The organism is Agromyces salentinus (assembly GCF_009749395.1).
Taxonomy (GTDB): Bacteria; Actinomycetota; Actinomycetes; order Actinomycetales; family Microbacteriaceae; genus Agromyces; species Agromyces salentinus.
Map to the genome: position 1 here is coordinate 1 of NZ_WBIR01000013.1, position 12,050 is coordinate 12,050.

12 protein-coding genes are annotated in these 12,050 nt (G+C 72.3%); 7 read left to right on the forward strand and 5 right to left on the reverse strand.

Going from position 1 to position 12,050, the window contains the following annotated elements:
- Window positions 1-62 precede the first annotated feature (62 nt).
- Window positions 63-2,360 (reverse strand): LLM class flavin-dependent oxidoreductase, encoded by a 2,298-nt coding sequence (locus tag GQQ95_RS12435; protein ID WP_157427990.1) that lies wholly within the window; start codon window positions 2,358-2,360, stop codon window positions 63-65.
- A gap of 79 nt (window positions 2,361-2,439) precedes the next feature.
- On the opposite strand from GQQ95_RS12435, the gene GQQ95_RS12440 reads away from it, so the two are divergent.
- The 3 genes from GQQ95_RS12440 (at window position 2,440) to GQQ95_RS12450 (ending at window position 4,309) form a co-directional block, all read left to right on the forward strand.
- Window positions 2,440-2,898: a winged helix-turn-helix transcriptional regulator gene (locus tag GQQ95_RS12440; protein WP_157427991.1), complete on the forward strand. Its 459-nt coding sequence runs from the start codon at window positions 2,440-2,442 to the stop codon at window positions 2,896-2,898.
- Window positions 2,899-2,972: 74 nt separating this feature from the next.
- Window positions 2,973-3,656, forward strand: a complete 684-nt coding sequence (locus GQQ95_RS12445) for a thioredoxin-like domain-containing protein (protein WP_157427992.1) — start codon at window positions 2,973-2,975, stop codon at window positions 3,654-3,656.
- A complete protein-coding gene (locus tag GQQ95_RS12450; protein ID WP_157427993.1) occupies window positions 3,653-4,309 on the forward strand; it encodes a DUF305 domain-containing protein in 657 nt (218 codons plus the stop codon). The genes GQQ95_RS12445 and GQQ95_RS12450 overlap by 4 nt, the downstream gene beginning before the upstream one ends.
- A gap of 84 nt (window positions 4,310-4,393) precedes the next feature.
- On the opposite strand, the gene GQQ95_RS12455 is transcribed toward GQQ95_RS12450, so the two are convergent.
- A complete protein-coding gene (locus GQQ95_RS12455) occupies window positions 4,394-4,870 on the reverse strand; it encodes a MarR family winged helix-turn-helix transcriptional regulator (RefSeq protein WP_157427994.1) in 477 nt (158 codons plus the stop codon).
- Between the two features lie 102 nt (window positions 4,871-4,972).
- Between GQQ95_RS12455 and GQQ95_RS12460 the strand changes: the two genes are divergently transcribed.
- Complete coding sequence (locus tag GQQ95_RS12460) at window positions 4,973-6,268, forward strand: amidohydrolase family protein (protein WP_157427995.1); 1,296 nt, start codon at window positions 4,973-4,975, stop codon at window positions 6,266-6,268.
- On the opposite strand, the gene GQQ95_RS12465 is transcribed toward GQQ95_RS12460, so the two are convergent.
- Together GQQ95_RS12465 and GQQ95_RS12470 are read right to left on the reverse strand one after the other, a co-directional pair.
- On the reverse strand, window positions 6,253-7,302 hold the full coding sequence (locus GQQ95_RS12465; RefSeq protein WP_157427996.1) for an acetylxylan esterase: 1,050 nt from the start codon (window positions 7,300-7,302) through the stop codon (window positions 6,253-6,255). The two genes, GQQ95_RS12460 and GQQ95_RS12465, sit on opposite strands and share 16 nt — an antisense overlap.
- 74 nt (window positions 7,303-7,376) lie before the next feature.
- Window positions 7,377-8,315, reverse strand: coding sequence for a DNA-3-methyladenine glycosylase family protein (locus tag GQQ95_RS12470; RefSeq protein ID WP_212275427.1), 939 nt, complete (start codon window positions 8,313-8,315; stop codon window positions 7,377-7,379).
- 70 nt (window positions 8,316-8,385) lie between these two features.
- Here GQQ95_RS12470 and GQQ95_RS12475 point away from each other — a divergent pair, with 70 nt between their 5' ends.
- Window positions 8,386-9,090 (forward strand): SOS response-associated peptidase, encoded by a 705-nt coding sequence (locus GQQ95_RS12475; RefSeq protein ID WP_157427997.1) that lies wholly within the window; start codon window positions 8,386-8,388, stop codon window positions 9,088-9,090.
- 37 nt (window positions 9,091-9,127) lie between these two features.
- Here GQQ95_RS12475 and GQQ95_RS12480 read toward each other — a convergent pair whose 3' ends face one another.
- Window positions 9,128-10,129 (reverse strand): DUF2804 domain-containing protein, encoded by a 1,002-nt coding sequence (locus tag GQQ95_RS12480; protein WP_157427998.1) that lies wholly within the window; start codon window positions 10,127-10,129, stop codon window positions 9,128-9,130.
- 121 nt (window positions 10,130-10,250) lie between these two features.
- Here GQQ95_RS12480 and GQQ95_RS12485 point away from each other — a divergent pair, with 121 nt between their 5' ends.
- Together GQQ95_RS12485 and GQQ95_RS12490 are read left to right on the forward strand one after the other, a co-directional pair.
- Window positions 10,251-10,676, forward strand: a complete 426-nt coding sequence (locus GQQ95_RS12485; protein ID WP_170297052.1) for a pyridoxamine 5'-phosphate oxidase family protein — start codon at window positions 10,251-10,253, stop codon at window positions 10,674-10,676.
- Entirely contained in the window at window positions 10,673-12,043 is a 1,371-nt protein-coding gene (locus tag GQQ95_RS12490; protein WP_157428000.1) for an ion channel protein, read from the forward strand. The genes GQQ95_RS12485 and GQQ95_RS12490 overlap by 4 nt, the downstream gene beginning before the upstream one ends.
- Window positions 12,044-12,050 lie beyond the last annotated feature (7 nt).

The following is a 12,050-nucleotide window of genomic DNA, read 5'->3' on the forward strand; positions in this document are numbered from 1 at the left end:
CCCCCGGGGGGGGGGGGGGCCCCCGGCCCCCCCCCCGGGGGGGGGCCCCCCCGCCGCGGCGCCTACGCGATGTTCGCGTTGTCCCTGAAGACGTTGTCGGGGTCGACCCGGCGCTTGATCTCGCGCAGGCGCTCGAGCGTGGCGGGCGGATACGCCGCCGCGACGTACTCGGGCCCCTGCCCGGTCTCGAAGCTCAAGTAGGCGCCCGACATGTGCGGCGCCATGAGCTCGTTCCAGCGCTCGCTCGTGCGGTGGCGCGACGAGCCGATCGCCACGACGGAGAACTCCGCCTCGCGGTGGCCGTAGGCCGTGGCCTCCGCCGGCACGTCGTGCACCGCCCCGCCGACCGCGCGGATCTGGAAGAACGGGGTGGCGCCGCTCTCGAGGAAGCGCGCCGCGTCGCGTGCGAACTCGGAGGTGATGCGCCCGACGAGGCCGGAGCGCGACATCGGCTCGCCCTGGCCGGCATGCGCGGTGTCGGCGGCGTTCGAGATGACCGCCTCGTAGGTCGTGAGGCGCACCTCCTGGCCGACGAGCGGCGCGACCTCGGCGAGCGGCTGCAGCCGGGCGAGGATCGTGTCGGGGTCATCCGAGTCGATCACGGCCATGACCTGCGCGATCTGCGGCTGGCCCGGCCGAGGGGCCCCCATGAGCAGGAAGCTCGTGAGGTCGCGCGGCGCGTCGACGACCCAGTCGCCCCAAGCCTGCAGGAAGCCGGCGGTGTCGCTCGCGTCGAACGCGAGCTGCGCGAATCCCACCTCGCCGACCTCGTCGACCTCGAACTCGAACGCGGTGACGATGCCGATGTTGGCGCCGGCGCCGCGCGCGGCCCAGAAGAGGTCCGGATGCTCCGCGGCATCCGCTCGCACGATGCTCCCGTCGGCGAGCACGAGTTCGACGGCGCGAACGTGGTCGATCGTGAGGCCGTGCTCGCGCACGAGCCAGCCGATGCCGCCCGCGGTGGCGAGCCCGCCCACGCCCACTCCGCCGTAGTCGCCCGAGCTCAGCGCCCAGCCGTGCGGGGCGAGGAAGGCGGCGACGTCCATCCAGCGCGCACCGGCCTCGACGCGCACGAGCCGGCGCTCGGCGTCGAGCACCTCGAGGTCCCGCATGCCGGACAGGTCGATGACGATGCCGCCGTCGTTCGTCGAGCGCCCGCTGATGCCGTGGCCGCCGCTGCGGACGCCGAGCGGCACGTCGGGGTTGCGGCGCGCGAACGCGAGGGCGTCCGCGACCTCGGCGGCCGTGGTCGGCTGCAGCACGAGCCCGGGCGAGCCGCCGCGCATGTACGTCGACCTCACCCGCGAGTAGCCGGCGTCGCCCGGCTCGATCGCCTTCGCCACGAGCGAGGCGGGCACGGCGTCGTAATCGATGCCGTCGCGGCGCTTGGCGCGCACGGTCGAGCTGCGAACCTGACCTGCACCCGCGCGCAGAGCCGTGGGCGAGGCATCCGCCGCCCCCTCGGTGGTGGACGCGAGCTCGGCCGCGACCGCCGCGCGCAGGGCGGGCGCGACCTCCTCGGCGAAGTGCACGATCGTGTTCGGGTCGTCGCTCGCGAGGATGAAGGTGCCGATGCCGTCCTCGAGCACGAGCGGCAGCATCTGCTCGACCCACTGCTCGGCCGGCCCGTCGAACTGCCCGCCGCCACGGCCGCTCGTGAAGCGGCCGCCGAGGTTCACGAGCCGGCGGATCTCCCGGGGGTCGCGGCCCGCGGCGATCGCCGCGTCATCGATGGTCCGGTTGCCCCTGGCGAGGTCGCCCGGCTGCAGGTAGCCGAGCGAGGGCAGCCAGCCGTCGCCCTTGCGGCCGATGAGCCGCAGCATGCGCGGCTTCAGGGCGCCGATCCAGATCGGGATGTTGTGCGCGGGCGCCGGGCCTCGCTTCGCGCCGTCGACGCGGTGGTAGGTCCCGTCGACGAGGAACCGGCCGCGCTCGTCGACGTCCCACGTGCCGCGGATCACGTCGATCGCCTCGGAGAGGGCGTCGACGGCCTGGCCTGCGGTCAGGTGCGGCCCGCCCATGGCCCTGATCGGGTCCCAGAACCCGCCGGCGCCGAGCGCGAGGTCGAAGCGCCCGCCCGAGAGCAGGTCGAGGCTCGCGGCGGCCCGGGCCAGCACGGCCGGCGGCCGCAGCGGCACGTTCGTGACGTTGGCCGCGACGTGGATGCGCTCGGTACGGGCGGCGACCCAGGTCAGGAGCGTCTGGGTGTCGTGGAACGCCGGCTGGTACGGGTGGTCCTGGAAGGTGACGAGGTCGTAGCCGGATGCCTCTGACAGCTCGGCCAACCGCACGGCCGCCTGCGGCGGGTCGTTCCGCGGGGTGATGAAGGTGCCGAACCGCAGGTCGTGGCCGTAGTGCATGGTGCTCCCATCTCGTGACGCACCTCGACTCTGCCGCATCCGGGCGACCAACCCCGAACCGCTGGTAAGCTGCTTACCTATGGTTAGTGAATCCCCAAGTGATCGAGCGGATGCCGCGGCATCCGTTCGCCCCGTGCGTGACGAGCTCGCCGAGCACCGCACCCGACTGCAGGAACTCGGGCACATCGACGAGGCGGCATGCCGACGCTTCCAGCACTCGGTGGAGTTCGCCGGGCGCAAGTGGAACGCCGCGATCCTCCTCGCGGGCGTGCGCGGCGCCCGACGCTTCAGCGAGTACCGCGCGGCGGTCGACGGCATCTCCGATCGGCTCCTTGCCGCACGCCTCAAGGAGCTCGAGGACGAGGGCGTGATCGAGCGGCACGTGCGCGCCACGACGCCCGTGACCATCTCCTACACGCCGAGCACCTCCGGCCTGCAGCTCATCGAGGTGCTGCAGCCGCTCGTCGAGTGGGAGGTGGAGCACTCGGCGGCACGCGCCGCGGCTCCGGCTCGCGACGACGCACGCGACGCGAGCTGACGCCGCCAGCGGCGTTCTCCCAGCGAGCTGCGGTCGGATGGAAGCCCCCCACCCAGTTCGAGAGAGGCCCCCGCGTGAGCGCGACCCCGCCCGTTCCCCCGAAGATCAAGCAGGCCGCGCGTCTCAAGCAGGAACGAGCGGAGGAACGCGCCAGGAAGCTCGAGGAGCACCGCAGGCGGGAAGCCCGCGCGAAGCGCAACCGCCGCATCGGCATCTGGTCCGCTGCGATCGGCGGCGCCGTCGTCATCGCCCTGCTCATCACCGCCGTCGTCCTGACCCCGCAGCCGCCGAGCTACTCGGCCGGTGGGAGCGGCGATGCCATCGAAGGCGTGGAGACGTTCGAGAACGTCTCCGAGCACGTCCAGGGAGCCGTGGACTACGAGCAGACCCCGCCGGCCGGCGGCCCGCACGACCCGGCATGGCTGAACTGCGGCGTGTACTCCCAGCCGGTGCCCGACGAGAACGCCGTTCACTCCCTCGAGCACGGCGCGCTCTGGATCACCTACGACCCCTCGCTGTCCGAATCGGAGGTCTCGGAGCTCCGCACGAAGCTCCCCTCGACCTACGTGGTCCTCTCACCGTTCGAGGGCCTCCCCTCACCGATCGTCCTGAGCGGATGGAACAGGCAGCTCTCCGTCGAGGACGTGGCCGATCCGCGCATCGAGTCGTTCATCGAGGAGTACTGGCAGAGCGGCGACGTGCCGGAGCCCGGCGCTCCGTGCACGGGCGCCGTGGACGGTCAGGGCAAGGTCGGATGACCCGGAAGGACGGCGCCATCGGGCGGGTGTCGGTGCTCGTCGCGGCATCCGTCGCCCTCGTGGTCGTCGCCCTCGTCGCGTTCTCGATCGGACGCCTGAGCACGCTGGCCGACCCCACCCCGACCGACACCGGCGCCGAAGCCGGGTTCTCACGGGACATGCAGGTGCATCACCTCCAGGGCGCCGAGCTCGCGATGATCGTCCGCGACGAGACGGACGACCCCGACATCCGCCTGCTCGCGTACGACATCGCGCAGACCCAGTCGCAGCAGGCGGGGCAGCTGTACGGGTGGCTTCGAGCGTGGGAGCTCCCACAGGCGGCATCCGAGCCGTCGATGACCTGGATGACCAGGTCGCCGGCCGCGGGCGCGGTCCACGACGGACATGGCGAGGAGGGTCACGGGCCCGGCCGGCCGATGCCGGGCCTCGCGACCCCGGAGCAGATCGAGGAGCTGCGGGCCGCGAGCGGCGTCGAGGCCGAACGGATCTTCCTCGAGCTCATGATCGCGCATCACCGCGGCGCGATCGAGATGGCCGACGCGGTCCTGGAACGCTCGAGCGACCCGCTCGTGACGCCCTTCGCCAGGGCCGTCGTGAAGAGTCAGGACGCGGAGATCGCCCTCATGGAGGACCTGCTCGCCGAGCGCGGTTGAGCGGCGCACGTCGAGGTGGCAGCCTCGGTGATCGATCGCGACGACGGCGAACGAGCCGACCCCCGTGCTGCGACCGACACTCGGTCACGCAGGGTCGGAGCGGCTCGAGGCGGCGACGTACTTGTGGAGCAGCCGGGCGAACTCCACCCGTTCGCGGTCGTCCCAATCCCTGGTGATGTACTCGAAGGCCCGGCGCTGCTGGTGCCGCGAAGTCGCGAGCACCTCGCGCCCGCGCGACGTGAGACGCAGCGTGACGCTGCGCCCGTCGGTCTGCGAGGCCACGCGTTCGACCAGTCCGTCGCCGACGCACGACGCGGCGAGACGGCTGACCGCAGTCCGCTCCATTCCCATGGCGGCGGCCACCGCGTTGACGCCCAGCTGCCCGTCCGACTCCTCGACGATCGCCAGGAGGAGATCGCGGCGGACGTCCGTTCGAGCCACCGGCGCGTCGATCGGCACGCTGCTCGTGCGTCTCCGCAGTCGCGAGAACGCCGTCCCGATGGACTCGAGCAGTTCGTCGTCGCCGGGATCGGACGCCGCGGCGCGGTCGTGACTCGTCATGACACCTCCTAAGTGTGTGCATTCTGCACATAGGTGCTAGACTACACGTAAATGGGCTCGCCGTCTGGTCGTGCTCTCGTGCATGGAGTGGGAAGAAGTCGTATGCGTACTGCAATTGTGGCCGGTCGGGTCTTCGACGGCACCAGGAGCCTCGGCCCGAAGACGGTCGTCATCGCCGACGGGCTCATCGAGTCCATCGGTGACGACACGCCCGCGGGTGCAGACGTCGTCGAAGCACCGGGAGCGACGCTCCTGCCCGGCCTCATCGACGCGCACGTGCACACCGACACCGCGGGGCTCCGCATGGCGTTGCAGTTCGGCGTGACCACGGAGCTCGAGATGCAGGGCGCGAACACCGCCCGCGACCGCGCGCACATCGCCGAGGACGACACCCTGGCCGACGTCCGTTCCGCCGGTTTCGGCCTCACCCCTCCCGGAGGACACCCGGAGGAGCTGTTCCCCAAGGACTTCGACCCCCAGCGCGGCGGAGGCCGCGGCGGTCCCGGCGGGCGCCCCGGCGGTCCCGGCGGGCGCCCCGGCGGTCCCGGCCGGCGCCCCGGCGCGCCGGAACGGGTCGACCCGATCGTGCGCGCGAAGGTGACGACGCCGGAGGAGGCCGTCGAGGTCGTCGGCCGGCTCGCTCGCGCCGGCTCCGACTACATCAAGTTCATGGTCGACGACGGCAGCGTGGAGGGGCACCCCGGCCTTCCCATGCTCGACCAGGCGACGCTGGACGCCGGCGTGGCCGAAGCCCACCGACTCGGCATGCTGACCGTGGCGCACGCGCTCACCATCGAGGCCACGCAGATGAGCATCCGGGCGGGCATCGACGGCCTGGCGCACCTGTTCATGGACCGCCCGCACACGCCGGAGATCATCGACGCCATCGCGCAGTCGGGCGCATTCGTCGTCGCCTGCGTGGTGCTCGACGCCTCGATGATGGGCATCACCGGCTCGGCACTCGCGGACGACCCGCGAGTGGCCGGCAAGCTCACCCCGGAATGGGACTCGACGCTGCGCAGCAGCTTCAACCACTACCCGCAGGGCCGGCTCGAGGACGTCCTGGCCACCGTTCGCGCGCTCGAGGCGGCCGGAGTCGACCTCCTCATCGGCACGGACGTGTCCCAGCCGCTGCCCTTCCTCGGCGGCCTCGCGCACGGTGCGAGCGTGCACCAGGAACTGCAGTACTTCGTCGATGCCGGGCTGGCGCCCACGACCGCGCTCAGCGCCGCCACGGCGGTGACGGCTCGTCGCTTCGGCCTCGCCGATCGCGGCACGATCGCCGTGGGCCGGCGCGCCGACCTGCTCCTCGTCGACGGCGACCCGACCACGACGATCGGCGACACGCTGAACGTGCGCGACGTCTGGCGTCGCGGCGTGCGTCAGTCCGCGGCCTGAGCCGGGGCCCAGCGGCTCGTGCCCGCGAGCCGCTGGGCGAGCCACGCCGCCTGTCGCGGCCAGTGCGCGCCCGCGCCGCCCTCGTGCTCGTTGAACGCGTACTCCACGATCTCGGCCTCGGCCCCCGTCGCTCTCGCGTCGGCTCCAGTTTCCGCGCGGGCGGCGGACGCCCAGCGGTTCCGCGCCGCGTACACGGTCGACGGCGGGCAGACGGGATCCATGAGCGCCACCGAGAACAGCGCCGGCGCACTCGCGCGCGCCGCGAAGTTCACCCCGTCGAAGTAGGCGAGCGTCTCGAACACCCGGCCCGCGGCATCCCGGTGCACCGAGAGGTAGCGCACGACCTCCTGGTACGGGTCGCGGTCGGTCAGGCCGACGGCACGCTCGAAGTGGCAGAGGAAGGGCACGTCGGGCATCGCGCCGACGAGCCCGTCACTCAGTCCCGCCGCGGCGATCGCGATGCCGCCGCCCTGGCTGCTTCCGCAGACGCTCACGCGGTCGGCGTCGACCTGCGGGAGTGAGCGGACCGCATCGACGGCGAGCACCGCATCGGTGTACACGCGCCGGTAGAAGTACGTCGCCGGATCCTCGATTCCGCGGGTCATGAAGCCCGCGACCGACGGGCCGGTGCCGTGCGGATCGGCCGTCACGCCGCCGGTGCCCCAGCCGCTCCCCTGGCCGCGGGTGTCCATGAAGAAGTGCGCGTAGCCGGCGCTCGCCCACGCGAGGCGCTCGTGCGGCAGGCCGCGTCCGCCGTTGTACCCGTTGAACTCGACGACCGTCGGCAGTGCGCCCGAGGCGCCCACCGGCACGATGAACCAGCCTCCGATCGGGTCGCCGCCGAACCCGCTGAAGCGCACGTCGTAGACCTCGACGGTCGCGAGCCCGGCGTCGATCCGGGTGAGCGTGGGCGCCTGGGCGAGCGCGCGCGACTCGGCGATCGTCGACCGCCAGAACTCGTCGAAGTCCGCCGGTTCGGCCACGTCGGGCCGATACGTGCGCAGGTCGGTGGGAGCGAGGTCGAAGCGGGGCATCTGCGTCCTTCTCGATCGGATGCCGCGGCAGGGCCGCCGACGGCGACGCCAGCGTAGCCGACGGAGTGGTGCAGTCAGATCGCCCGGTGGTCGACGAACGGCATGCGCGGCCCGCGCTTGGGCTTGCCCTGGACCCCCGTCGTGCCGAGGAGGCGCACGACCCGCTGACGATGCCCGGCCCAGGGCGTCATCGCCTCGAGCATCTCGTCGTCGGTCATGTCGCGACCCCAGAGGGCATGGCCGACGTAGTTCGAGAGGTGGTAGTCGCCGACCGACAGGGCATCGGCGTCTCCGAGGGCGCGCTGCGCGACCTCGGCGACGGTCCACGCGCCGACGCCGGGCATGACCTGCAGCCGCGCCGCGGCGTCGGCCGGGCTCATGCCGCCCGCCTCCTCGAGGCGGACCGCATGACGGGCCGCCGTCACGATCGTGCGCGACCGCCGAGGGTCGACGCCCGCGCGGTGCCACTCCCACGAGGGCACGAGCGCCCACTGCTCGGGGGTCGGCTGCACCTTCAGCCGACGTGCAACGCCGCCCACGGCCGGAAGCGCCGGGCCGGGCGCCTCCTCGCCGAAGCGGTGCACGAGCCACCGCCATGACTCGTGCGCCTGCAGCGTGATGACCTTCTGCTCGAGGATCGCGGGCACGAGCGCCTCGAACACGCGGCCGGTCCGCAGCATCCGCAGTCCGGGATTCCGCCGGTGCGCCTCGTCGAGGAGGGCGATGCGCGGCACGAAGGCAGCGGGGTCGTCGCCGTCGCCGAGCACGGCAGGAGCCTCGTCGACCGCGTCCCGGCCGCCCGGCCCCCACGCGTCGGCCCTGAGCTCGTCGCGGGAGACCTGCACGTACCGCACCGTCGCGACGCCCGTGCGAGTACGCGTCGTGCGCCACACCGCGCCGTCGACGGTGCGCCGGAAGGTGGGGTCGCCGGGTCCGCGCCGCAGGGGGCCGATCGTCTGCTGGAGGTCGGTCGGATGCCGCGGGCGCCACGTGCGGGAATGCTCGGCGATCACGCACCCAGTGTGACCCCGCCCGCTGACAGTCGCCAGAGCGGATGTCGGCGGACGGGTGCAGACTGGACGCATGTGCGGACGCTTCGCGAATGACGCCAAGGTCGACGAGCTGATCCAGGAATTCGTGGCCGAGGGCGGCGACTTCCGCGACTGGCGGCCCCAGTACTCGATCGCGCCGACCGAGGTGATCCCCATCGTCCGCGAGCGCGCCAACCGCGAGACCGGCGAGGTCACGCGCATGCTCGACGCCGCCGCGTGGAACTTCCACCCCTCCTTCATGAAGGAGTCGAAGCGCCCGCAGTTCAACACCCGCATCGAGACGGTGGCCACCAACGGGCTCTGGAAGGGCGCCTTCGCCTCGTCGCGGTGCCTCGTTCCCATGCGGGGCTACTACGAGTGGACGGGCGAGCCCGGCAAGAAGCGGGCCTGGTTCCTGCACGGCGACCGCCCGCTGCTGGCCGCCGCCGGCATCTACACGGCGCGCAAGGTCGACGACGAGTGGCAGGTCTCGACGTCGATCATCACCCGTGAGGCGGCGGATGCCTCGGGCGAGGTGCACGACCGCATGCCGGTCTTCCTCGAGGCCGACTTCTGGGACGAGTACCTCGACCCGGCCAAGCTCGACGAGGCCGGCAAGCAGCATATGGTCGAGCAGCTCGCGCGCGAGTCCGACAAGGTGTCCTCGACGATCTCGGTCTACGAGGTCGACCGCCGGGTCAACAACTCCCGCGCGATCGACCCGGCCGACGAGACCCTGCTCGACCCGATCGACTAGGCGGGCCCGGGCGGCAGCGCCGCCCGCCCCGTCGGACTCACCAGCGGTTGCGCACCTCTTCGGCCCAGCCCTCGAGCCCGTCGAACGCGATGCGGCGCCCGTCGACCTCGACCCAGCCCGAGAACCGGCCGAAGCACTGGTGGCCGTGCGTGCTGATGAGCAGCAACTCGGTGTCGTTCACCCGGTCCCAGAACGGCTCGAAGGCGACATCGAGGCTCGACCCGTGGATGCGCCACGGCCGCATGAAGTCGCTCGTGTCGTAGTCCCACGCGAGCTCCTCGCCGAGCTTGTGCAGGCGCCCGTCGACGATGACGCCGTTCTCCGTCGACCCGGTGCCGACCGTCCACCGGCCGCCGAACTGGAGCTGCACCGAGTGCTCCCCCGCGCGTCCGGATGCCGCCGCCCAGTTCCACGTGAGGCTGTACGGCCACCGGCCGCGGCCGTGGTCGAGCGCCGCCCACGCGGCATCCGCCCGAAGCTCGACGACCTCGTCGCCGAGCCGCACGCGCCCGTGGGCGGGCCGGCCCAGGTCCTTGACCGTGTACTGGAACAGCGAGTTCGACCACGGCACCACGACCGAAAGCGACTCGTGCCCCTCGACCCGGTCGACGGTGATGTCGAGGTCCACGCCGTCGGATGTCGCGCGCAGGCGCGTGGCATCCGGAGTCTCGTCGATATCGATCGACAGGTTCCTCGCCCGCGCCCGCGTCGAGCCCTCGCCGAGCGAGGCCGGCAGCGACGCGCCCCTGGCCAATGGCACCGTCGCCTCGCGGTTCACGATGGTGCCCGTGCGCCGGTCGTAGGCGAGGATCGCGTGCACGGCGGCGTAGTCGAGCGATGAGACGGTGAGGGCGAAGACATGGGTGGGCGTCATGATCGCCCAGTACTCCCACCGCTTGTTCCGACCCCAGGCGACGCGTCCGCGGCCGATGCCGGCCGTGTCGTGCATCGGCGTGCGGCTCCAGCCCACCGCGTCGGGGTTCAGCCGCCCGTCTGGGCCGCACAGGGCGACGGGTGCGGTGATCTCGCGCTCGGTCATCTTCGTCCATTCGCTCTCGGCGTGGCCCGCGGCGGACGGGCGACGGCTCCGGCGGGAATCGGGCGACACGCGCGCCGGGCTCTCCATGACGGTAGCGGCATCCGCATGCCACGATGACCCTATGGATCGTTCAGCACTGGTCGACTACGTCCGCGAACGCGGCGATGCCGTCGTCAGCACCGTCGGACCCGACGGCGCACCGCAATCGGCCTACCTGAGCATCACGGCGACCGATTCGGGCGAACTCGTCTTCAACGCCCGCGGCGGGTCGCGCAAGATCGCCAATCTCAGGCGCGACCCGCGCATCGCGATCGTCGTCGGCGGCATCGACAAGACGACGGTGCAGGCGCAGGGCCGGGCCGACGTGCTCGAGCCGGGCAGCGCCGACGCGGCTCCGTACGCCGAGGCGTACGGCCGGGCGTTCCCGTGGTTCGCCGAGTCGCTCGCGAAGTCCGAGTACGAGCTCGTGCGCGTCCAGCTGGACTGGGCGCGCTTCGGCGACTACCGCAGCGGGCCGCCCGTCTCGGTCGAGGTGGAGCTCTCGTGAGCGACGGCGCCGGAGCCCCCGGCACGCCAGGCGCCGCGGCCACCACCGGACCGGCCGACCCCGCTGCCGGCCCGAGCGTCCGCAAGCTCGCCACCCTCGCCATCCCGGCGATCGCGATCGGCATCGGCTCGGCCCTGAGCCTGCACCTGCTGAACTGGCTGGCCGAGCAGCTCCAGGACTTCCTCTGGACCACCCTGCCCGGCACGTTCGGTGCGAGCGAGGCGACGCCGTGGTGGATCTTCACCGTGCTGACCGTCACCGGCATGGCCGTCGGGTTGATCGTGTGGCTCGTGCCAGGGCACGCCGGCCCCGACTCGGCGACGACCGAGCTCTCGGGCCCGTTCCCGGAGCTCAAGGCCCTGCCCTCGATCGCGCTCGTCGTGGTGCTCGGGCTCGCGGGCGGCGTCAGCCTCGGACCCGAGAACCCCATCATCGCGATCAACGCGACCCTCTCGATCGTGCTGCTGGCCCGGTTCGCGAAGGTGCCGCAGCAGCAGATCGCCGCCCTGGCGATCGCCGGCACGATCGGGGCGCTCTTCGGAACCCCGGTGGCCGCAGCGCTCGTGTTCACCGGCATGGTGGGCGCGATGAAGTCGGGCGGCTCGCTGTGGGACCGCCTGTTCCTGCCGCTGGCGGCTGCGGGCGCCGGCGCCGCGACCATGGACCTCATCGGGGGCCAGAAGATCGCGTTCACGCTCGAGCCGATGGGAACGCTCGAGCCGATCTACCTGCTGACCGGTCTGGTGGTCGCGGCGGTCTCCGCACTCCTCGGCATCGCCGCGGCGTGGGTGTTCCCGTTCGTGCACCGCGCCTTCCACGCGTTGCCGAATCCGTTCATCGCCATCACGCTCGGCGGCATGGTGCTGGGCGTCCTCGGCGTGCTCGGCGGGCCGATCACCCTCTTCAAGGGACTCGACCAGGCCGGGCAGCTCCTGTCGGACCCCGACGGCTACACGCCCCTCCAGCTCGCCGCCTTCGCCGGAATCAAGGTGGTCGCGCTCCTCATCGCGGCGAGCGCGGGCTTCCGAGGCGGCCGCATCTTCCCGGTCGTGTTCGTCGGCACCGCGATCGGCCTGCTCGGCTACGCCGTGCTCCCCGAGCTGCCCATCTCGCTCGCGGTGGCGTGCGGCGCCATGGGCATCACGCTCGTGGCCACGCGTGACGGCTGGATCTCGATCTTCATCGGTGTCGCCCTCGGCGGGGACATTGCGGTGATCGCCCCGCTCTGCATCATCATCCTGCCGATCTGGCTCATGGTCACGAAGGCGCCCGAGCTCGTCATCTCGCCATCGAACGGCGAAGCGCCCGTCAGCGAGCGGTCGCGCTGGCGCCAGTGGCGGCTCCGCAACCGCAGGCCGCGCGGGTAGCCCGCGG

Excerpts from the sequence above, each read along its gene's own strand:
- GQQ95_RS12435 (WP_157427990.1), bottom strand. The coding sequence starts at position 2,360 with ATGCACTACGGCCACGACCTGCGGTTCGGCACCTTCATCACCCCGCGG.
- GQQ95_RS12440 (WP_157427991.1), top strand. The coding sequence starts at position 2,440 with ATGGTTAGTGAATCCCCAAGTGATCGAGCGGATGCCGCGGCATCCGTT.
- GQQ95_RS12450 (WP_157427993.1), top strand. The coding sequence starts at position 3,653 with ATGACCCGGAAGGACGGCGCCATCGGGCGGGTGTCGGTGCTCGTCGCG.
- GQQ95_RS12455 (WP_157427994.1), bottom strand. The coding sequence starts at position 4,870 with ATGACGAGTCACGACCGCGCCGCGGCGTCCGATCCCGGCGACGACGAA.
- GQQ95_RS12460 (WP_157427995.1), top strand. The coding sequence starts at position 4,973 with ATGCGTACTGCAATTGTGGCCGGTCGGGTCTTCGACGGCACCAGGAGC.
- GQQ95_RS12465 (WP_157427996.1), bottom strand. The coding sequence starts at position 7,302 with ATGCCCCGCTTCGACCTCGCTCCCACCGACCTGCGCACGTATCGGCCC.
- GQQ95_RS12475 (WP_157427997.1), top strand. The coding sequence starts at position 8,386 with ATGTGCGGACGCTTCGCGAATGACGCCAAGGTCGACGAGCTGATCCAG.
- GQQ95_RS12480 (WP_157427998.1), bottom strand. The coding sequence starts at position 10,129 with ATGACCGAGCGCGAGATCACCGCACCCGTCGCCCTGTGCGGCCCAGAC.
- GQQ95_RS12485 (WP_170297052.1), top strand. The coding sequence starts at position 10,251 with ATGGATCGTTCAGCACTGGTCGACTACGTCCGCGAACGCGGCGATGCC.